The sequence below is a fragment of the Pseudomonas sp. EL_65y_Pfl2_R95 genome, from assembly GCF_963971045.1.
Taxonomy (GTDB): domain Bacteria; phylum Pseudomonadota; class Gammaproteobacteria; order Pseudomonadales; family Pseudomonadaceae; genus Aquipseudomonas.
Map to the genome: position 1 here is coordinate 1,410,517 of NZ_CAXAOV010000001.1, position 20,315 is coordinate 1,430,831.

The window sequence follows — 20,315 nt, forward strand, 5'->3', positions numbered from 1 at the left end:
GACTGGAGATTCAAATGAATTTCAAACGCAAGTTGCTCACCGCTGCACTCCCCTTGGTCTTTTGCCTTTCTGGCGCGGCCAACGCACTGGAAATCAAATTCGCCGAGATCCACCCAGCAGGCTACCCAACCGTAGTGGCTGAGGAGACGATGGGCAAGAAACTCGAAGAAGCCAGCAAGGGCGACATCACCTTCAAGATGTTCTCAGGCGGTGTGCTCGGTTCTGAAAAAGAAGTGGTTGAGCAGACTCAAATCGGCGCCATTCAAATGACCCGCGTCAGCCTTGGCATCGTTGGCCCGGTTGTGCCAGATGTAAACGTGTTCAACATGCCATTCGTGTTCCGCGACAAAGAGCACATGCGCAAAGTCATCGACGGTGAGATCGGTCAGGAAATCCTCGACAAAATCACCAATTCAGAATTCAACCTGGTCGCTCTGGCCTGGATGGACGGCGGCACCCGTAACCTCTACACCAAAAAACCCGTGCGCAAGATCGAAGACCTGAAAGGCATGAAGATTCGGGTAATGGGCAACCCACTGTTTGTCGACATGATGACATCCATGGGGGCTAACGGCATTGCCATGGACACCGGCGAAATCTACAGCGCCTTGCAAACCGGGGTAATTGACGGTGCCGAAAACAACCCGCCAACCATGCTCGAGCACAACCACTATAAGAACGCCAAGTACTACACCTTGACTGGCCACCTGATCCTGCCTGAGCCGATTGTGATGTCCAAGGAAACCTGGAACTCGCTAAGCGCCGATCAACAAGCGCTGGTGAAAAAAGTTGCCAAGGAAGCTCAGTTTGAAGAGCGCAAGTTGTGGGATGCCAAGTCTGCAGCCAGCGAAGAAAAGCTTAAAGCCGATGGCGTTGAATTCATTACCGTCGACAAAAAAGCCTTCTTCGATGCCACCGCTCCGGTCCGTGAAAAATACGGCGCGCAATACGCCGATCTGATGAAGCGTATCGCTGACGTCAAGTAACGACCTACTCTCTATAAAGTCCTTGGCGGCAGCGCAAAGCTGCCCCAAGGCCCTGTGGTGAAGTTAATGAAGAACACCCTGTTACGCGTTAACGACGTGATATACACCAGCTGCATTTGGATTGCCGGTTTGTCCGTGGCAACCATGGCCCTGATTATTCCTTGGGGCATTTTCACCCGTTATGTACTCGGCAGTGGCTCAAGCTGGCCTGAGCCTGTGGCGATTTTATTGATGGTGCTGTTCACCTTCATTGGCGCCGCAGCAAGCTACCGCGCCGGTGCACACATGGCTGTGACCATGGTCACCGATCGCATGCCGCAGTCGATGCAGCGCTATATAGAAATACTGGTTCAACTGCTAATGGCAACCATCTGCCTGTTTATGCTGATCTGGGGCATCAAGCTGTGCGTTGCGACCTGGCATCAGTTCAACCCATCTCTGCCTGATCTGCGGGTTGGCCTGTGTTACTCGCCGATTCCTATTGGCGGCGCCTTATCCCTCATCTTTATTGTTGAACGCCTGTTCTACGGCGACCAAAGCCACCGTCGCGCAGTCAATTACGAAGAATTAGAAGAAACCAGCGAGGCCCTGTCGTAATGGACGCTTTTATTCTACTGGGCAGTTTTATACTGCTGATTATTCTGCGCATGCCCGTGGCTTATGCCCTCGGTTTGTCGGCGCTGGCTGGCGCCTTCTGGATCGGCATTCCGTTTCATGCAGTGATGATTCAGGTCGCAGGCGGCGTCAACAAATTCTCGCTGTTGGCCATTCCATTTTTCGTCCTCGCTGGCGCGATCATGGCTGAAGGCGGCATGTCACGCCGATTGGTTGCATTCGCCAGTGTGCTGGTGGGTTTCGTGCGCGGCGGTTTGTCTCTGGTCAACATCATGGCATCGGCATTCTTTGGTGCGATTTCAGGCTCATCGGTTGCCGATACGGCATCGGTTGGTTCGGTGTTGATTCCAGAGATGGCGCGCAAGGGGTATCCCCGTGAATTTTCCACAGCCGTAACCGTCAGTGGTTCGGTGCAAGCGCTGCTAACGCCGCCGAGCCATAACTCGGTGCTGTACTCACTGGCAGCTGGCGGTACGGTTTCGATCTCTGCACTGTTCATCGCCGGGATTGGCCCGGGCATTTTGCTGACCTGCGTAATGATGGGCATGTGCCTGATGTTCGCCAGACGTCGCAATTACCCTAAAGGCGAAGTGATCCCGCTCAAGCAGGCGCTGAAAATTTGTGTCGAGGCGCTGTGGGGATTGATGACCATGTTCATCATTCTCGGCGGCATCCTCAGCGGTGTATTCACCGCGACTGAATCAGCGGCAATCGCAGTGGTCTGGGCGTTCTTCGTCACCATGTTTATTTACCGTGATTACAAGTGGCGCGACCTGCCCAAGCTGATGCATCGAACGGTGCGTACGCTGTCGATTGTAATGGTGCTGATCGCGTTCGCCGCCAGCTTCGGCTACATCATGACCCTGATGCAGATCCCGGCAAAAATCACCACGGCATTCCTGACGCTGTCGGATAACCGTTATGTAATTCTGATGTGCATCAATGCCATGTTGCTGGTGCTGGGCACGTTGATGGACATGGCGCCGCTGATCCTGATCCTGACCCCAATCTTGCTGCCTGTGATCACTAATCTGGGGATTGACCCAGTGCATTTTGGCATGATCATGCTAGTCAATTTGGGTATCGGCCTGATCACACCACCTGTTGGCGCAGTGCTATTTGTGGGCGCAGCCGTTGGCAAGGTCACCATTGAGAACACAGTCAAAGCGCTGCTGCCGTTCTACTGCGCATTGCTGATGGTGCTGATGGCGGTCACCTACATCCCAGCCATTTCACTTTGGTTACCAAGCGTTCTACTGTAAGGCGCTGCACATTGGGAGCGCCGCCTCTATGGCGGCGTTTTCATTTAATTGCCAAGGAATTCAACTGCCAATGTCTGCCACAGCACCACTGCCACGCCACATTGCCGTAATCATTCTGGTCGCACTGGCGTGCTCGTTCGCCGGCAATCACATTGCTGCGCGTATCGCTTTCGACCACGACACCGGCCTGCTGCTCGCCATGCTTTGCCGTGCCGGCGTGACACTGGTGGTACTGGCGGCTCTGGTCGCCTATCGCGGCGAGATGCTGCGCTTGAGTCGACAGACGTGGGGCTGGCAACTGCTGCTCGGTTTGTTGATTGCAGTGCAAAGCTTCTGCATCTATTCGGCGGTGATGAGGATTCCGGTCGCGCTGGCGCTTTTGGTGGTGAACCTGGCACCGATCTTTCTTGCCTTGCTCAGCTGGGCACTGGGTGGCCCACCGCCCACGCGGCGCGCAACCTTCTTGATGGGCATGATTTTGTTTGGCCTGGTGCTGGCGCTAAACGTGCCGGCCCAGTTGGCCAACCAGACCGATGTAGATACCAGCTGGGTTGAGGGCGTGCTGTTCAGCGCGACCGGCGCAGCAGTATTTGCCTGTGCCTTATGGATAACTGCGCACCGCCTGGCGCCGCTACCCGGCACAGTACGCAGCATGCTGACCTTGGCGGTTGTGTTCGTTACAACTGCCATTCTCGGTGCCAGCGGGATCTTGCCTGGCGGGATGGACCTCCCTTCTGCACCAACCGGCTGGATCGCTTTAGCCTGTCTAGTGCTGCTCTACGGAATGGCCTTCTCGGCATTATTCGTTTTCGTCAGCCGCCTGGACATTACTCGCAACGCGCCGGTGATGAACATTGAGCCGGTGGCCGGGTTGCTGTTTGGCTGGTTGATCCTCGACCAACTGCTCAACGGCATGCAGATCGCGGGCGGACTTATCGTTGTCTGCGGCGTTGTGCTACTCGCCATCAGCAAGCAGCCCTGATCCGTAAGCCGTTCCATTCCGGCATCCTGACTGAGTTATTCGCCATGTCGAACGCAGTGCTGCAGCTAGAAGACCGCTTAACCCGCCTCAGCCTGATGCCAGCGGTGGGCGGCAGTATCGCCAACTGGGTGACTAAAGACACTCACCAGCCACTGCTACGCCTCAGTGATGAACAGGCGCTTGCCAGTGGTTCGCCCCGGCGTTTGGCTTGCTACCCGCTCGCGCCCTGGTCGAACCGAATTGCCGAAGGCGGCTTCGAATGTCCGGACGGTTGGCTGGCGCTCACCGCAAACACCGACCATGACCGCTGCCCGATTCATGGCAGCGCGTGGCAACAGGCCTGGCACGTTGAAGAGCACAGCAGCAGCCACGCCCACCTAAGCCTGACCAGCAGCGCCCCCTTTGCCTACCGGGCCGAGCAGTTCATTGAATTATGCGAGGGCCAACTGATCCTGCGCATGCGTGTGACCCACCTGGACACGAAAGCCGCATGGCACGGTCTCGGGTTACATCCTTACCTGCCCCGCACAGCGCAGACGCGCCTGTGCGCCTCTGCGCAAACTGTCTGGAAGGCTACTGACGACAAACTGCCGAACAGCGAGTGCGCACTACCGCAGGACTGGAACTTCAACCACTTAAAACCGCTGCCCGACAACTTGGTAGACCATGCCTTCACGAACTGGGACGGTAAGTGCCTGATCACGCAAGCAGACGCCGGCTATCAACTTGCCTGTCATGTCAGTGGTGCCGATTACTTTTTGCTTTTCTGCCCGGTGGGCGGTGATTTCTTCTGCTTCGAGCCGGTCAGTCACCCAATCAATGCCCACCACTTGCCCGGCAAACCCGGTCTGCGCTTACTGCAGCAGGGGCAGTCAACCGAGTTGCAATTGAGCTTGCACTATCAACCATTGGCAGAGGTTGAGCAGGCCGTTCAAGGCAAAGCTGACGTGTAGAAAATGACCGAAATGATCCGTGCGAGAGGACGCTCGCCTATAAAAAACGGGGAATGGATGGCCCCTGAACCGGGAAATAACAATAAATGACGTCCTACAACTAAAGTTTTAAAAATCACCTCGCCTCGCCCGAACTGGTTAATTCAAGGAATTATCGCCACAGGATTAATTCAGCCTAAAATCGGCAAAAAGTGCCTGAAAATGCTCAGATAGCACTAAAAACAAGAAAGTCAATTTGGCCATATCAGCCAAAAGTAGGCATTGACAAGAACAAATCAGTTTGCAAATAATTCAGCCGTTGTACGACGACGTATAACAATAATAATAAACAGAACAGGTCACACCATGACGCCGACTCGCCGTTCTAATCGCTTGCCCATTGCCTCGCAGCGACCCTGTACCTACTCCACAGCCGCGAGCTCATGCCTGACGCTGGCGCTTTAAACATCAGGCATTCCTCTTTATCCCGCCCCAGGGCATACCGTCGTGACTCCTGATGGCCACGCGTTATTCCTGGGAACAGAAACAACTCCACATGGAGCAAAATAATAATGAGTCCACGCAAGCTTCTTCCACTCGCTGTCGCCACCGCCATTGCTGCATCTGCCCTGCCCCTGAGCAGCCATGCCGCAGGCTTTGTAGATGATGCCAAGGTCAGTTTTGGCCTACGTAATTTCTACATCAACCGTAACTTCACCAACCCTGGCTACCCGCAAGGCAAGGCCGAAGAATGGACTCAGAGCTTTATGCTTGACGCCCGTTCAGGCTTCACTGAAGGCACTGTTGGTTTCGGCCTCGATGTATTGGCCATGGAAGCCATCAAGCTGGACGGTGGTCGCGGTACCGCCGGCACCGGCCTGTTGCCCGTACACGACGATGGCCGCCCGGCTGACGACTACGGCCGTGTAGCCGCAGCCGCCAAGGCTCGCATCTCCAAGACCGAACTGAAAGTGGGCGAATGGTTTGCGGTATTGCCAATCTTACGCTCCGATGACGGCCGCTCACTGCCACAAACCTTCCAGGGTGCCCAGCTCACCTCCAAGGAAATCGACGGCCTGACGCTATACGGCGGCCAGTTCCGTCAGAACAGCACCCGTGACAACGCCAGCATGGAAGACATGAGCTTCAACGGCGCCGAGTCAGATCGCTTCAACTTTGTCGGCGGTGAATTCACCTTCAACAAAGACCGCACGGTTTTCAGCCTGTGGAACGCAGAGCTAGAAGACGTGTACAGCCAGCAGTTCGTCAATCTGGTGCACACTCAAACCGTGGGTGACTGGCTCCTTGGTGCCAACCTTGGCTACTTCTGGGGTAGCGAAGACGGCAGCAAACGCGCCGGCGAACTGGACAACAAAACCGCTTCTGGTTTGTTCTCTGCCAAAGTGGGTTCACACGCTTTCTATGTTGGCTTGCAGAAAGTCAGTGGCGACGACAAGTGGATGCGCGTTAACGGCACCAGTGGCGGCACCCTGGCCAACGATAGCTACAACTCAAGCTACGACAACGCCAAAGAACGTTCTTGGCAGCTACGTTATGACTACAACTTTGCAGGTGTTGGCCTTCCAGGCATGACGCTGATGAACCGCTACATCAGTGGTGACAACATCAAAACTGCAACCACTGACGACGGCAAAGAGTGGGGCCGCGAAACCGAACTGGCCTACGTAGTACAAAGCGGGACCTTTAAAGCCCTTTCCATGAAATGGCGCAACAGCTCGATTCGTCGTGATTACAGCACCAGCGAATTCGACGAAAACCGCCTGATCTTCAACTACCCGCTGTCGGTTCTGTAATCGCAACGATGTGACCTCCTTCATCGCACTTTGCCCGCCTTAAGGCGGGCTTTTTTATGCCTTTCCCCTCGGAATAACCCTCGCTCGGCAGGGTGAATGACGCCTTTCTCATCCACCATTGCGCTCACCTATGTTCGGAATATTGGCGCTCCTTCAAATACTTCGGTGTACGCGTGGATGAGGGTGGCCAAGCTTCGCGTTGACGCACCCTACGCCAGCATCGGTACCCGCAAATTCGCATCCGTGGCTAACGCTAACCTAGGGTGGTGGACGCTTTTTCCGCCACCATTAACACCGAAAAGTTGTTTGTTGAGCGCACCATGGCGGGCACTCACATCGGGGTATTGAGTAGTGTCAGAAGTGATCGCGCTGCCGCACGACAGGAATGCTGGAAAGCTTGGCTAAACGACGCTGAGCCAGAACGGCTCAGCGGTGGTGCAGATGCTTCTGGTCAGATTATTGCGGGCCTTGCGCCTTCATCAATTCAGCAAGCTGCTCATATTCGGCTGGCAGCAGATCAGTCAACGGCGCGCGCACCGGACCGGCGTCATAACCGGCAATCTTGGCACCCGCCTTAACGATGCTGACCGCATAACCTGCACGGCGGTTGCGCAGCTCCAAGTAAGGCAGGAAGAAGTCATCAATGATCTTGCCAACGGCAGCCTGGTCTTCCCGGGCGATGGCGTGGTAGAAATCCATCGCCATCTTCGGCAGGAAATTAAACACAGCCGAAGAATAAACCGGCACGCCCAGCGCTTTGTAGGCTGCCGCGTAGACCTCAGCAGTCGGCAAGCCACCCAGATAGCTGAAGCGATCACCGAGGCGGCGACGAATCGACACCATCAACTCGATATCGCCCAGGCCATCCTTGTAGCCGATCAGGTTCGGGCAGCGCTCAGCCAATTGTTCAAGCAACGTGGCATTCAGGCGGCAGACATTGCGGTTGTATACCACCACGCCAATTTTGACTGACTTGCACACTTGTTCGACATGGGCAGCGACGCCTTCCTGGCTGGCTTCGGTCAGGTAATGCGGCAGCAGCAGCAGACCTTTAGCGCCCAAACGCTCAGCCTCTTGAGCGTATTGAATCGCGAGACGGGTCGGACCACCGACACCGGCCAGAATTGGCACGCCGCCATCACAGGTGTCGACTGCGGTTTTAATCACGGATGAATATTCATCAGGGGCGAGCGAGAAAAACTCGCCTGTACCGCCTGCAGCAAACAGCGCGCTCGCACCGTATGGCGATAACCATTCCAGGCGGCGTGCATAGGTGTCGGCGCGGAAATTACCGGCAGCATCGAAGTCAGTCACCGGAAAAGACAGCAGCCCGGAAGAGAGGATGGACTTTAGTTCTTGTGGATTCATTGTTGAACACCCTGGACGGTTGAGATTGTTAAGCAGCTTCAGCTGAAGTGATACGTTATCGTACAACTATTAAAAAGACTACCCCCTTTCATTCGACCTAGGTCTAAAACGCTACAAATTAAGACATGACCCTGTCTAGCATGGGCAACCCTGCTACATAAAAGCGCAGCTGAAGACAGCCATGCATCATTAGAGAACACAAGATCGTTGACAGCGCTGGCTGTGATTGGTACAAATTTGTCATGTCGTACGACGACGCATAACTACACCAATAAAAACAAATATGAGAATCCAACTATGCCTGCGATTCCTAAGCATACTCAGGACACACCCTCTTTACGGGGTCACCTGAACTCATCGCTACAGCGGCTAAACAGCCCACGGAAAGCGCTGTAATGGGTCAATCAGGAATGCATCAGACCCCGACAATAACCAGCATGCAGGTGATTCCGGTCGCCGGCCAAGACAGCATGCTGCTCAACCTTTGCGGTGCGCATGCCCCTTACTTCACCCGCAACTTGGTCTTACTCAAGGACAACGCAGGCAATATGGGCATCGGCGAGGTGCCTGGCGGTGAAGGTATTCGCCAAGCACTGGAGCGTGTTCGCAGCCTGGTTGAGGGCCAACCCATCGGCGCCTACAACCGGGTGCTTCGCAGCCTGCAGCATGCACTTTCAGGCAAGGCCGACGGCCCGCAGACTATCGCTCACCAAGTGACGTCTGAAGCGGAAGCTGCAGTGCTGCGCCAGCCCCATGAAATCAATCTGCGCCTGGATAACGTCATCACCGCAGTTGAAGCCGCCCTCCTCGATCTGCTTGGCCAGTACTTAAATGTCCCTGTTGCTGAATTGCTTGGCTCTGGCCAACAGCGCGACAGCGTGCCAATGCTGGCTTACCTGTTTTATATCGGCGATAGCAGCAAAACCGACCTGCCTTATGTAAAGGGCGGCGGTGATGACTGGTACCGGAACCGTCACAGCGCGGCGATGACCCCAGAAGCTATCGCGCTCCAGGCTGAGTCCGCTGCAGCCCGTTACGGCTTCAGTGATTTCAAGCTCAAGGGCGGCGTGATGAACGGCAGCGAAGAAATGGCTGCCGTCGCCGCGATCAAGTCCCGCTTCCCCCAAGCGCGCGTCACATTGGACCCCAACGGCGCTTGGTCGCTGGATGAAGCAATAGCGCTGTGCAAAGGGCAAAACCATTTGCTGGCTTACGCCGAAGATCCATGCGGTCCAGAGAATGGTTATTCAGGTCGTGAAGTCATGGCCGAATTCAAGCGCGCCACAGGCATCGCCACGGCCACTAATATGATTGCCACCGACTGGCGGCAAATGGGCCACTCGCTGCGCCTCGAAGCAGTCGATATTCCCTTGGCCGACCCGCACTTCTGGACCATGCAGGGCGCTGTTCGACTGGGTCAAGTCTGTGCAGAGTTCGGCCTGACCTGGGGCTCACATTCGAATAATCACTTCGATATCTCGCTGGCCATGTTCACCCATGTCGCTGCCGCTGTACCGGGGCGCATCACGGCTATTGACACCCACTGGGTCTGGCAAGAAGGCCAGGAACGCCTGACCCGCGAACCACTGCAGATCATCGGCGGCAAGGTTCAGGTGCCACAACGTCCTGGATTAGGTATCGAGCCTGATCTGGACCGTATACAACAAGCCCATGAACTCTATAAGCGGGTCGCCACTGGCGCGCGTGACGATGCCATGGCAATGCAGTACCTCGTTGCGGGCTGGCAATACGACCCGAAACGTCCAAGCCTAGGTCGCGCTCGCTAAGACGCGTCCCTTCAATAACTCGGAGAACTCCAATGAAAAAAACAATCCGTGCCTCCCTAATGTCAGCAATGATTGCGATGGGCGTTTTAGGCAGCCAAACCAATGCGTTTGCAGCCGACGCAGCCAGCTGGCCAAGCCGTCCAGTACAAGTGGTGGTAATTGCTAACCCAGGCGGTGACACCGACTTCAACGCCCGCATGATGGCCAAGTACTTTAGTGAAATTACCGGCAAAAGTATGGTCGTCACCAACGTCGCAGGCGGCGGTGGTACCTTGGCTGCCGAGCAGGTCAAAGGCGCTGCAGCAGATGGCAACACCATCCTGTTTACCCACACGGGTCAGTTGATTGTTAACGAAGTGGCTGGCCTGTCGAAAGACAGCTATGACGCGTTCGATATTTCCTGCATCGCTGGTGTAGATAAAGGCGCCATCTTTGTTTCCAGCGAACAGTCTGGGTTGAAAACCCTGCAAGACCTGATCGAAAAGGCCAAAGCTAACCCAAACACCATTGCCTATGGCACCGAGATTGGCAGCTTCTCACACATCCAAGGCCTGATGTTCGAGCAGTTGGCTGGGGTTAAGCTGAAAATGATCGATGCGGGCACGGTGTCGGAGAAGGTGGTTTCCTTACTCGGCGGCCGTATGGATCTGGGCGCTATCAGCTACGGTTCAGTTCAGGACTATATTAAAGGCGGCCAGATGTATGCGCTTGGCCAGCCGAACGCTGAACGCAATGACCTGTTGGGCGATGTAAAAACCTTCAAGGAACAGGGCGTCGACTTCACTATCGACAAGCCTTATGTGGTTGCCTTTCCAAAAGGCACTGATCCGGCGATCGTGAAAAAGATGGCCGATATCATGAAGCAAATCACGGAAAAACCTGAGTACGCAGAAGAGTTGAAAAAATCATTCAAACAACCTGTTGCCTACTACAACACCGAAGAAGCTATCGCGACCTTGAAAAAGACCCGCGAAGACTTCATGCAGTACAAGGATGCTCTGCGCCAGTCCAAATGATGTAAGGCCCGGGCCGGCCAGTTGGCCGGCCTATGCCATGCAAGCATCCCCAGAGGTTAATGATGGCTACAAACAAGAAAAGTGAGCTGGCGATTGCCGGCTGCATGCTGGCTGTCGGCATTGGTTACCTGCTGATGACGACCCAGTTGCCTCACCATAGCGGTATTGATGCAACCTTCGTCCCTTATCTGCTTTCGACTTTGCTGTGCATGCTTGGCGCACTGCACCTGCTCGCAGCGGTAAAAATGCCGCAAACCGAGCAAGGTTCACACGCACCCGAAGAAACCCCAAGCGAGCCGCTGGACGTAAAAGCAGTTGTCAAAACTCTGGCGTTGATCGTCGGTTACATCGCGCTGCTGAAAAGCGTTGGTTTTCCGATCATGACCGCGGTTTATCTGTACCTGCAGTTCATCGTACTCACCCCCGTCAACCAAAAGGTCAACCACGTGGTCTACGTGCTGATTGCGCTGATCACGTCTGCGGTGGTGTACACGCTGTTCCGTGAGGCCTTCGACCTGCTGCTGCCATCCGGCCTGCTTGGCTTCTAGGAGAATCGATCATGCTCGACTTACTGCAGCAAGGCTTCGGCGCTGTTTTCTCGATCCACATTATGCTGTTGATGATCGTCGGCGTTGCCGTTGGTATCGTCTTCGGCGCTGTACCAGGCCTGTCGGCAACCATGGCCGTTGCCCTGTGCTTGCCACTGACCTTCACTATGGGCCCCCATGCAGGCTTATCACTGCTGGTGGCGTTGTTTATCGGTGCAACTTCCGGCGGTTTGATATCAGCCATATTGTTGAAGATTCCGGGAACCCCCTCCTCCATTGCCACGGTGTTCGACGGCGGCCCGATGATGGAGAAAGGTGAAGGCGTCAAAGCGCTGGGTGTCGGTATCGTTTTCTCGTTTCTGGGCACCATATTCAGCGTTATCGCGCTGATGTTTCTGGCGCCGCAACTGGCCAAGGTTGCTTTGCGTTTCGGCCCACAAGAATACTTCGCCATCGCCGTATTCTCCTTGACCCTGATTGCCACGCTCTCTGCCGGCTCCATGGTCAAAGGCTTGTTCGCTGGTGCATTGGGCTTTGCTGTTTCTACTGTGGGTATTGCCCCGGTTGAAGCGATTCGCCGCTTCACCTTTGACTTTGCCGAACTCAATGGCGGTTTCGCCATGCTCACCGTAATGATCGGCATGTTCGCTGTAGCTGAAATCATCAAGGTTGCTGAGCGAGGCCGTACGCCAACCGGTGAAAAGGCCAAATCGGTCAGCATGAAAAACATCAAGGGCTTTGGCTTCTCGATGGCCGAATTTCGCGAACAGATCCCCAATGCCACTCGCTCCGGCTTGATCGGTCTGGGCATCGGTATTCTGCCGGGCATCGGGGCGGGCACTTCGAATCTGGTGTCTTACATCATTTCGAAAAAACGCGCGAAAGATCCGGACAGCTATGGCAAAGGCAACATGGGCGGCGTAGTTGCCAGTGAAACCGCCAACAATGCCGGCATCGGAGGTGCAATGTTGCCCCTCATGACTCTCGGCATTCCCGGTGACACGGTAACCGCGATCTTGCTCGGCGGTTTCCTGATCCACGGCATTCAACCGGGTCCATTGCTGTTCATCACCCAAGGCCCGCTGGTTTACACCATTTTTGCGGCCTTGCTGGTGTCGACCGTACTGATGCTGTTCATGGAATTCTATGGCCTGCGCATCTTCATCAAACTGCTGGATATTCCTAAGCACATCCTGCTGCCAATCATCTTGGTACTCTGTGTGGTTGGTGCCTTCGGCCTGAGCAGTCGCCTGTTCGACGTCTGGTCGATTCTGGTGTTTGGTGTACTCGGTTACGCCTTTGTCAAAGCAGGCATTCCACCGGCGCCGTTCATCATCGGCTTTATTCTTGGCCCGATGGCCGAAACCAATCTGCGTCGCGGTTTGATGATGTCTGATGGCAACTTCAGCAGCTTCCTCACCAACCCGATTTCGGCAGCGTTCCTTGGCCTGGCATTGGCCTTTGTGATCTGGCAACTGGTCAGCGCGATTCGCCCGAAGAAGAGCGTGATCAACGAAATCCTGCGCACCTGATGAGCCGGTAGCGATGGAAGGCCAGCCCTTGTGGCTGGCTTTTTTTATTGCCCATGGCCCACGCCGATAGCCGCTGTGGGCCTGGGCATAACCTAAGGTGTGAACCCACAACACCCTGAATGAACACGACCAAACTCGGGCAATTGAGTCCTTTGCATTCATGTGAAGGGGCATCGCAATCTCTCGTTGTGCGCATGATTGATAAACAGCATGACGTCACGCATTGATAACGTCTATTCTAATTAAACTTCCAATTGATACTCGAATTAAATCAATGTTTGAACTTGCCCAGCTGCGCTGTTTCATCATGGTTGCCACCGAACTCAACTTTCGCCGAGCAGCGCAACAGCTGAACATGACTCAGCCACCCCTGAGTCGGCAAATTCATTTGCTTGAGTATCAACTTGGCGTCAGCCTGTTCACGCGCACCACCCGCACAGTCAGCTTGACCGCAGCGGGCAGGGCTTTTCTGATTGAAGCCAGCAGCCTGCTAGAGCATGCCGAACGCGCCACTCAGGCAGCCCGTCGCATCGCCGCTGGCGACAGTGGCGCTGTAGCCCTGAGCTTTGTTGCCAACGCGGTTTATAGCTTGCTGCCGCGTGCACTCAACGAGCTGCGCGAGCGTTTGCCGGAGATCGAAGTGGCGTTACAGGAAATGACTAGCTTCGAGCAACAAGAAGCATTGCTGGCCAGGCGCATTGATATAGGCATAGTGCGCACGCCGATGACACAGCCTGGAATATCCAGCGTGAACCTACTGCAAGAGCCATTCGTGCTGGCCGTTCCGCGCCAGCATCCCTTGGCTCGACAGGCGTTGATAGAGGTCAAAGACCTTGACGCTCAGCCCTTCATTCTTTCGTCGTGGCAACCCTTCACTGAGCTGATCAATGGCTTGATTCGCGCTCACCATATCCAACCTCGGGTGGTGCAGAAACTTAGCTCGACCTTGACGATTCTGTCGCTGGTCAATGCTGGCATGGGGTTGGCCCTGGTGCCCTACAGCGCCTCACGTCTGCGCCAGGAAAACCTCTGTTTCAAGCCCATCGCGTTGCCGAGTGGCATACACAGCACACTGCACATAGTTTGCCGTGATGACGATGACAACCCAGCCTGCGCGGCGGTAAGGCAAGCCTTACTTGACGCCGCGAGCCTGGAGAAAAGTGTGCTCAGCGAACTGGATTAAGGTCGCTGACCGACCTCGGCCTGCTGCACTGTCCAACCCGCAACTTGCTCACTCAGCGTCAAGCCGAGCCCCGGACGAGTTGGCACCAGCATACGACCGTCGCGGGTTTCCAGACGCTCCTCAAATAGCGGCTCCAACCATTCAAAGTGCTCGACCCAAGGCTCCCGTGTGTGGGTTGCCGCCAGATGCACATGCAACTCCATAGCGAAGTGCGGTGCCAGTGTCATACCCGCCTGCTCGGCCAGTGTCTGTACGCGCAGGTAAGGCGTAATGCCGCCCACCCGTGGTGCATCGGGCATTAGATAATCTGCGGCGCGCTGACGAATAAACTCCCAATGTTCGGCCGGGCTGGTGAGCATTTCACCGGTGGCGATTGGCGTATCGAACTGGCGCACCAGATCGGCATGACCTTCGGCGTCGTAGCAATCCAACGGCTCTTCGATCCAGACCAACTGGAAGTCTTCAAGCCGGCGACACATACGCCGCGCAGTTGGCCGGTCCCACTGCTGGTTTGCATCAACCATCAAGGGAAATGACTCGCCCAGGTGCTTGCGCACGGTGGCAACGCGGTGCAGATCCAGCGCGGAATCGGGCTGGCCGACCTTAAGCTTGATACCACCAATGCCCTGCTCACGGGATATATCCGTGTTTTTCAACAATTGCTCCAACGGGGTGTGCAGAAAGCCACCAGAGGTGTTGTAGCAGCGCACCGAATCACGCTGAGCGCCAAGCAAACGCGCCAGCGATAGACCCGAGCGGCGGGCCTTGAGGTCCCACAGTGCCACGTCAAACGCACCAATGGCTTGAGTCGCCAGACCACTGCGCCCGACTGATGCACCGGCCCAGCACAGCTTGTCCCAGAGCTTGGCGATATCGCTTGGATTTTCACCCACCAGGTTCGGCGCAATTTCCACTGCATGAGCAAACTGGCCAGGGCCCCCACCGCGCTTGGAATAGCTAAACCCCATACCCTGATGCCCATCGCGGGTCTGGATCTCGGCAATCAGGATGGCGATTTCAGTCATTGGCTTTTGTCGACCGGTCAGGACTTTCGCATCACTGATCGGGTTAGCCAGTGGCAGGGCCACAGAGCGTAGACGGAGCCAGGCAATACGGTCGTCGTCGGCGCAAGTCATAGCAGGCTGTTGGTTCATTGGGGTCTCCACTTCATCGAATCAATAGAGCCTGTAATTTGGCGATCACAGCCCAAGTACAAGGCTTCGGGAAAGACACAGCCCTTTTGATTCTAAGATGATTGCGCAATCATTCAACACACAAAAAAATAGATTTACGTGGTGCTGCGCTCAATCACTTCGAAGCCCGTATCCAAACGCAAGGGCGTGCGCGCCATGGACGGATTAGCAAACCGCGCCAGCAATGCCTCGGCAATCGAGCGACCAATACGCAAGCCGTCCACCCGCACAGTTGAGAGCGGTGGATGCATATGGGCCGCGCTGGATAAATCACCAAAGCCCATCACCGCCAGCTCTGTGGGCACCACCAACTGGCGGCTTGCGGCCTCGGCCAGCACGCCCTGGGCAATGGTGTCGGAACTGCATACCACCACATCACCGGCCTTGCCACTGGCGAGCAATCGACTCAGCCCTTCGCGGCCAGTGGCGAGCGTTGCCGGAACAGGTAAGCGCTCAATCGCCACCACAACCCCAGGCTGCTCAGCCAATGCTTGAGCGAGGCTCTCACTGCGCCGGATACCACGTGGATCATCGAGGGTGACAACGGAAACACGCCTATACCCTTTATCCAGTAGGTAAGTGGCCACGGCGCGTCCAACCGCTTCATGAGAAAAACCCACCAGCATGTCCAGCGGGTGTTCGCAAAGATCCCAAGCTTCGACCACTGGAATCCCCACTCGCGCCAAGCATTGACGACTGTCAGGGGTGTGTTCGGTACCTGTGAGCACAATACCGTCCGGACGACGCCCCAACAGCGCGCTCAGCAACGCCTCTTCCTGCGCTGGGTCGTAACCGGTGAGACCAAGCAGGGTTTGGTAGCCTGCTTGCGCCAGTCGCTCGGTGAGCGCTTGCACGGTATCGGAGAAAATTGAATTAGCGATGGTTGGCAGCATAATCGCCACCAAACGGCTGCGGCTCGAAGCCAACGCACCCGCCGCCAGATTGGGCACGTAGCCAGTAATCCGCACAGCATCAAGCACCCGCTGACGCGTCTTGGCTGCAACTACTTCAGGACGCCCCAACGCACGCGACACAGTAATCGGCGAAACGCCGGCGACGCGCGCCACATCGATCAAAGTGGGTGTGCCGTCAGGACCAAGGACGGCGGGCTTACGGCTCATCAAGCCACACCACTTGTTTTACAACGCAGCAGGTTGCAGCGCTTCGGTCTCGGCTTGCTCGTGGGCCTGACGCAAACGTTCGCGGCTGTTAGTCAGGTGCAAACGCATGGCGGCGCGGGCGGCTTCAGCATCCTGACGCTCAATGGCCTCGAAGATCTGCTCATGCTCACGCTCGAGGCGCGCCATATAGAGGCCTTTGTCATCATGGGCCAGGGTCGCCGAATTCACCCGTGTACGCGGAATGATATTGGTACCCATGTGGCTCATGATGTCGGTGAAGTAGCGATTGCCCGTAGCTTCGGAAATAGCCACGTGGAACTGGAAATCAGAAGCGACCGCATCGCTGGCGTGTGCGACGCTGTCTTTGAGGGCATCCAAGGCGGCGCGCATTGCTTGCAATTGCTCTGGACTACGGCGTTGCGCAGCCAGACCTGCGGACTCGACTTCAAGGCTGATCCGCAACTCCAGAATATTCAGCACGTCACGCAAGGTCACGATGGTGGCCGGATCAATCCGAAAACCATTGGCGGTCGGCACATCAATGACAAAGGTGCCGATGCCATGACGCGTCTCAACCAGGCCAGAGGCTTGCAATCGCGAAAGCGCCTCACGCACCACCGTGCGACTCACACCTTGCGCGGCCATGATGGCCGACTCAGTAGGCAGCTTTTCTCCGCGCTTTATTTCGCCATCGCGAATACGTTGCGACAGCTCAGCAACGAGCTCTTGAGCGAGGCTTCGGTGCTTACGACGTGGAAGCTGTGGATTGCTTTGGTTGAGCATGAATCTTCAGGCCTGTGGTAATTATGTATACATCATAACCCAATAGTTGTATGACAACATGACCCTCAACGCAAGCAAATTGCCATGTCGTCCAGATAAATAATCAAAAGTTCGGGTGGCTCAGGGCCAGCAGCGCCGCCAGCTTGGCCTGCAATGTCCCGTCCTTAAGCAGTGTTGGCTGATCAGCCCGCTTGCATGCTGATGCGCGCCTTGTGCATTTAACTTTCTGCCACGGCCTGCCATGCTTGCCCAATTTGCATTCAGGCGTCGCCAACTTGATCCAGTATTTAATCGAAGCATGGCATCACCGCCCCACTCATAAACGCGTGTGGGCGTTGGCTGCACCCATGATCTTGTCCAATGTTTCAGTGCCCATGGTTGCCTTGGTCGACAGTGCCGTCGTCGGCCACCTGCCACACGCTTACCAATTAGCCGCCGTGGCCGTGGGCGGTACGCTGTACACTTTGCTGACCTGGGCCATGGGTTTTCTGCGCATGGGCACCACCGGTTTTGCCGCACAAGCGGCTGGCCGCGAGGATGGCAGTGCCTTGCGCCAAGTGCTCTGTCAGGGCCTGCTGCTCGCCGGCATCCTGGCTGTATTGCTGATTGTGCTGGCGTTGCCTTTTAGCCATATCGCCCTGAGCTTGATGCAACCCTCGGCGGAGCTTAATCAACTGGCCCGCGATTATTTCCAGATACGCCTGTTTGGCCTGCCAGCAGCACTTGCGACCTACACATTAATTGGCTGGTTACTGGGCACGCAGAATGCCCGCGGCCCACTGGCAATATTGCTGACCACTAATTTATTGAATGTCGGGCTCGACCTCTTCCTGGTTCTCGGCCTGCAATGGGGCGTTAGCGGTGCAGCGTGGGCCTCGGTCGCAGCAGAGTGGACCGGTGCCCTGCTTGGCCTGTGGCTGGCCCGCAAAGCGCTGCGCCCATACGCTGGCACAGTCAACTGGCAGGTGCTGCGTCGCTGGCTAAGCTGGCGCCCTCTGCTGGCAGTCAACCGCGATATATTCATTCGCACCTTGGGGCTGCAGTTGGTGTTCTTTCTGATTACCGTACAAGGCACCCGCCTGGGCGATGCAACCGTTGCTGCCAATGCCCTGTTGTTGAATGGTTTGCTGCTTACCGCCCATGCATTGGACGGCCTGGCGCATGCCGTCGAAGCACTCTGTGGTCACGCCCTGGGCGCAAAGGATCGCAACGCCCTGCGTCGCAGCTTGATTGTGGCAACGGGCTGGTCGTTAGTCGCCAGCCTGTTATTCGCCCTGTTCTTCTGGCTGGCCGGCGATTGGTTCATCCAACTGCAAACCACTATCCCCTCAGTCCGGGAAACCGCCTATATCTACTTGCCGTATTTAGCACTATTGCCACTGATCGCAGTATGGAGCTATTTACTGGACGGACTTTTCATTGGCGCAACACGCGCCAAGGAGATGCGCAACGCTATGCTTGTTGCGGTCGCTATAAGTTTGCCCGTGGGCTGGCTGCTTCAAGGTTTTGGCAACCACGGACTGTGGATCGCGTTTCTGTGCTTTATGGCCATACGCGGTATCAGCCTAAGCGCCTATGCTTATCACATGAACCAGCACAACCGTTGGTGAATACCAAAGAGAGCGCAACCCGAACATGCTGAGCCTCAAACTGCCTGAAAGCGAAACCCAGCGCCAAGCAGCCTTAGACGACCAAGAGCTGCTGGACACCCCAGCCGACCCGTATTTGGACACTATAGTGCGGGTCGTGCGCGACCTGTTCTCGGTGCAAACGGTGTTGGTGAGCTTGGTCGACCGTAATCGCCAGTGGTTCAAATCGCGCATTGGCCTGGATGTGGCCGAAACGCCACGCAGCATTTCATTCTGCGATCAGGCAATCAAAAGCCCGGATATGTTTGTCGTCAACGACGCCCACAGCGACCCACGCTTCAACGACAATCCACTGGTCACAGACAACCCTTACGTTCGCTTCTATGCAGGCCAGCCGCTGTTCTCCGATGAAGGCCAGGCACTGGGCACTTTGTGCCTGATTGACTCAAGCCCCAAACAACTCAGCCTCAGTGAAATGCAGTTGCTCAAAGACATGGCCACGCTTGCTGAGGGTTATCTGAAATTACGCCGCGTCAGCCACCAGACTGAACAGCTGCGCGCAGCCTTAAGCCGCGAACAACGCAAAGCCATGCTCGACCCACTCACCCAATTGTGGAACCGTGCAGGCCTGGAGCACTTCCTCGCGCTGGAACAACAGACAGCCCACGACCGAGGCGCTTATCTGGGTGTGCTGTTCTGTGACCTCGACCGCTTCAAGCAAGTCAACGACACCCATGGCCATGACGCGGGTGATCAAGTGTTGTGGCAAACCGCACGCAGAATCGCTGCCGCGGTACGCCCCAATGACATCGTTACCCGCAATGGCGGTGAAGAATTTGTGGTCCTGACTCTAGTCAACGACGTGCATGAGCTGGAGCAAATAGCCGAACGTATCCGCAGCAAAGTCGGCGACAGCCACTTCACCCTTGAGCAAACCGAACTGCCGTTGACCATCAGTATTGGCTGCGCCCTGACCTGCGAGAGCGAGACTGGCCATGAGGCGATGAAACGTGCAGACCGCGCCCTCTACCAAGCCAAAAACAAAGGTCGCGACCGGGTCGAAATTGCCGACCGGCTAAAACCTGATGCATCGTGTTAACCACTGCGCAACCAGCAAGGAAATACTATGGGCGAGGCAATAGCGGCTTACCTGCACTACCTGTCGATTTTTGGCTTATTCGCACTGCTCAGCATTGAGCATGTGATGTTCCGCGCCGAGCTGGACATAGCCCAGGCTCGGCGCCTGATTGTCACCGATTTGGCTTATGGCATATGCGCCGGTTTGGTCTTGCTCACCGGTTTAATCCGGGTGATCTGGTACGGCAAAGGGTGGCATTACTACCTGTCCAATTCGGTGTTCCATACTAAAGTCGGCCTGTTTATTCTGGTTGGCCTGCTCTCGGTGTATCCCACTTATGTTTACCTCAACTGGCGCAACACGCTACAGGCAGGCCAACCCCCCATCATCACCCGCCGCCAGGCATTTATGATCACCCTGACCATCCGCCTGGAATTGCTGCTCCTGCTGATTATCCCGTTACTTGCCACATTGATGGCGCGCGGTTTTGGGGTGATGGGTAGTTAGCGCGTCAATGCGTAGCGCC

At 55.9% G+C, this 20,315-nt stretch carries 18 protein-coding genes; 14 read left to right on the top strand and 4 right to left on the bottom strand.

Annotated features, from left to right (window positions below; genetic code table 11):
* Positions 1-14 precede the first annotated feature (14 nt).
* The 6 genes from AACY09_RS06670 (at position 15) to AACY09_RS06695 (ending at position 6,591) form a co-directional block, all read left to right on the top strand.
* Positions 15-986: a TRAP transporter substrate-binding protein gene (locus tag AACY09_RS06670; protein WP_339486759.1), complete on the top strand. Its 972-nt coding sequence runs from the start codon at positions 15-17 to the stop codon at positions 984-986.
* 66 nt (positions 987-1,052) lie between these two features.
* Positions 1,053-1,583, top strand: a complete 531-nt coding sequence (locus tag AACY09_RS06675; protein WP_339486760.1) for a TRAP transporter small permease — start codon at positions 1,053-1,055, stop codon at positions 1,581-1,583.
* A complete protein-coding gene (locus AACY09_RS06680; RefSeq protein ID WP_339486762.1) occupies positions 1,583-2,863 on the top strand; it encodes a TRAP transporter large permease in 1,281 nt (426 codons plus the stop codon). Before AACY09_RS06675 ends, AACY09_RS06680 begins: the two co-directional genes overlap by 1 nt.
* A gap of 70 nt (positions 2,864-2,933) precedes the next feature.
* Complete coding sequence (locus AACY09_RS06685; protein ID WP_339486763.1) at positions 2,934-3,845, top strand: EamA family transporter; 912 nt, start codon at positions 2,934-2,936, stop codon at positions 3,843-3,845.
* Between the two features lie 44 nt (positions 3,846-3,889).
* On the top strand, positions 3,890-4,798 hold the full coding sequence (locus tag AACY09_RS06690) for an aldose 1-epimerase (protein ID WP_339486764.1): 909 nt from the start codon (positions 3,890-3,892) through the stop codon (positions 4,796-4,798).
* A 551-nt stretch (positions 4,799-5,349) separates the two neighbouring features.
* Positions 5,350-6,591, top strand: a complete 1,242-nt coding sequence (locus AACY09_RS06695) for an OprD family porin (protein WP_339486765.1) — start codon at positions 5,350-5,352, stop codon at positions 6,589-6,591.
* Positions 6,592-7,047: 456 nt separating this feature from the next.
* Here the strand turns inward: AACY09_RS06695 and kdgD are convergent, their stop codons facing one another.
* A complete protein-coding gene (gene kdgD, locus AACY09_RS06700) occupies positions 7,048-7,959 on the bottom strand; it encodes a 5-dehydro-4-deoxyglucarate dehydratase (protein ID WP_339486766.1) in 912 nt (303 codons plus the stop codon).
* 395 nt (positions 7,960-8,354) lie between these two features.
* On the opposite strand from kdgD, the gene AACY09_RS06705 reads away from it, so the two are divergent.
* From AACY09_RS06705 to AACY09_RS06725, 5 genes are all read left to right on the top strand, one after another.
* Positions 8,355-9,746, top strand: a complete 1,392-nt coding sequence (locus AACY09_RS06705) for an enolase C-terminal domain-like protein (protein WP_339486767.1) — start codon at positions 8,355-8,357, stop codon at positions 9,744-9,746.
* A 32-nt stretch (positions 9,747-9,778) separates the two neighbouring features.
* Entirely contained in the window at positions 9,779-10,762 is a 984-nt protein-coding gene (locus tag AACY09_RS06710) for a tripartite tricarboxylate transporter substrate binding protein (protein ID WP_339486768.1), read from the top strand.
* Between the two features lie 62 nt (positions 10,763-10,824).
* Entirely contained in the window at positions 10,825-11,310 is a 486-nt protein-coding gene (locus tag AACY09_RS06715) for a tripartite tricarboxylate transporter TctB family protein (protein ID WP_339486769.1), read from the top strand.
* A gap of 11 nt (positions 11,311-11,321) precedes the next feature.
* Positions 11,322-12,842: a tripartite tricarboxylate transporter permease gene (locus tag AACY09_RS06720; protein ID WP_339486770.1), complete on the top strand. Its 1,521-nt coding sequence runs from the start codon at positions 11,322-11,324 to the stop codon at positions 12,840-12,842.
* A gap of 274 nt (positions 12,843-13,116) precedes the next feature.
* The gene (locus tag AACY09_RS06725) at positions 13,117-14,025 is read left to right on the top strand and encodes a LysR family transcriptional regulator (RefSeq protein ID WP_339486772.1); all 909 of its coding nucleotides are present in this window, start codon (positions 13,117-13,119) and stop codon (positions 14,023-14,025) included.
* Here the strand turns inward: AACY09_RS06725 and AACY09_RS06730 are convergent.
* The 3 genes from AACY09_RS06730 to AACY09_RS06740 all read right to left on the bottom strand — a co-directional run bounded on the left by AACY09_RS06730 (position 14,022) and on the right by AACY09_RS06740 (position 17,122).
* Entirely contained in the window at positions 14,022-15,179 is a 1,158-nt protein-coding gene (locus tag AACY09_RS06730; protein WP_339486773.1) for an L-talarate/galactarate dehydratase, read from the bottom strand. The genes AACY09_RS06725 and AACY09_RS06730 overlap by 4 nt on opposite strands.
* Before the next feature lie 134 nt (positions 15,180-15,313).
* On the bottom strand, positions 15,314-16,339 hold the full coding sequence (locus AACY09_RS06735; protein ID WP_339486774.1) for a LacI family DNA-binding transcriptional regulator: 1,026 nt from the start codon (positions 16,337-16,339) through the stop codon (positions 15,314-15,316).
* A gap of 18 nt (positions 16,340-16,357) precedes the next feature.
* Positions 16,358-17,122: a FadR/GntR family transcriptional regulator gene (locus AACY09_RS06740; RefSeq protein ID WP_339486775.1), complete on the bottom strand. Its 765-nt coding sequence runs from the start codon at positions 17,120-17,122 to the stop codon at positions 16,358-16,360.
* A gap of 347 nt (positions 17,123-17,469) precedes the next feature.
* Between AACY09_RS06740 and AACY09_RS06745 the strand changes: the two genes are divergently transcribed.
* From AACY09_RS06745 to AACY09_RS06755, 3 genes are read left to right on the top strand one after another with little or no spacing between them, the layout of a single operon-like run.
* Positions 17,470-18,732, top strand: coding sequence for an MATE family efflux transporter (locus tag AACY09_RS06745; RefSeq protein WP_445323777.1), 1,263 nt, complete (start codon positions 17,470-17,472; stop codon positions 18,730-18,732).
* 25 nt (positions 18,733-18,757) lie between these two features.
* On the top strand, positions 18,758-19,810 hold the full coding sequence (locus AACY09_RS06750) for a sensor domain-containing diguanylate cyclase (protein ID WP_339486776.1): 1,053 nt from the start codon (positions 18,758-18,760) through the stop codon (positions 19,808-19,810).
* 27 nt (positions 19,811-19,837) lie between these two features.
* Positions 19,838-20,296 (top strand): DUF2214 family protein, encoded by a 459-nt coding sequence (locus AACY09_RS06755; RefSeq protein ID WP_339486777.1) that lies wholly within the window; start codon positions 19,838-19,840, stop codon positions 20,294-20,296.
* The last annotated feature ends 19 nt before the right edge of the window (positions 20,297-20,315 follow it).

Excerpts from the sequence above, each read along its gene's own strand:
- AACY09_RS06755 (WP_339486777.1), top strand. The coding sequence starts at position 19,838 with ATGGGCGAGGCAATAGCGGCTTACCTGCACTACCTGTCGATTTTTGGC.
- AACY09_RS06675 (WP_339486760.1), top strand. The coding sequence starts at position 1,053 with ATGAAGAACACCCTGTTACGCGTTAACGACGTGATATACACCAGCTGC.
- AACY09_RS06745 (WP_445323777.1), top strand. The coding sequence starts at position 17,470 with ATGATCTTGTCCAATGTTTCAGTGCCCATGGTTGCCTTGGTCGACAGT.
- AACY09_RS06705 (WP_339486767.1), top strand. The coding sequence starts at position 8,355 with ATGGGTCAATCAGGAATGCATCAGACCCCGACAATAACCAGCATGCAG.
- AACY09_RS06715 (WP_339486769.1), top strand. The coding sequence starts at position 10,825 with ATGGCTACAAACAAGAAAAGTGAGCTGGCGATTGCCGGCTGCATGCTG.
- AACY09_RS06735 (WP_339486774.1), bottom strand. The coding sequence starts at position 16,339 with ATGAGCCGTAAGCCCGCCGTCCTTGGTCCTGACGGCACACCCACTTTG.
- AACY09_RS06685 (WP_339486763.1), top strand. The coding sequence starts at position 2,934 with ATGTCTGCCACAGCACCACTGCCACGCCACATTGCCGTAATCATTCTG.
- AACY09_RS06720 (WP_339486770.1), top strand. The coding sequence starts at position 11,322 with ATGCTCGACTTACTGCAGCAAGGCTTCGGCGCTGTTTTCTCGATCCAC.
- AACY09_RS06730 (WP_339486773.1), bottom strand. The coding sequence starts at position 15,179 with ATGAACCAACAGCCTGCTATGACTTGCGCCGACGACGACCGTATTGCC.
- AACY09_RS06750 (WP_339486776.1), top strand. The coding sequence starts at position 18,758 with ATGCTGAGCCTCAAACTGCCTGAAAGCGAAACCCAGCGCCAAGCAGCC.
- AACY09_RS06690 (WP_339486764.1), top strand. The coding sequence starts at position 3,890 with ATGTCGAACGCAGTGCTGCAGCTAGAAGACCGCTTAACCCGCCTCAGC.
- AACY09_RS06680 (WP_339486762.1), top strand. The coding sequence starts at position 1,583 with ATGGACGCTTTTATTCTACTGGGCAGTTTTATACTGCTGATTATTCTG.
- AACY09_RS06695 (WP_339486765.1), top strand. The coding sequence starts at position 5,350 with ATGAGTCCACGCAAGCTTCTTCCACTCGCTGTCGCCACCGCCATTGCT.
- AACY09_RS06725 (WP_339486772.1), top strand. The coding sequence starts at position 13,117 with ATGTTTGAACTTGCCCAGCTGCGCTGTTTCATCATGGTTGCCACCGAA.
- AACY09_RS06710 (WP_339486768.1), top strand. The coding sequence starts at position 9,779 with ATGAAAAAAACAATCCGTGCCTCCCTAATGTCAGCAATGATTGCGATG.
- AACY09_RS06670 (WP_339486759.1), top strand. The coding sequence starts at position 15 with ATGAATTTCAAACGCAAGTTGCTCACCGCTGCACTCCCCTTGGTCTTT.
- kdgD (WP_339486766.1), bottom strand. The coding sequence starts at position 7,959 with ATGAATCCACAAGAACTAAAGTCCATCCTCTCTTCCGGGCTGCTGTCT.
- AACY09_RS06740 (WP_339486775.1), bottom strand. The coding sequence starts at position 17,122 with ATGCTCAACCAAAGCAATCCACAGCTTCCACGTCGTAAGCACCGAAGC.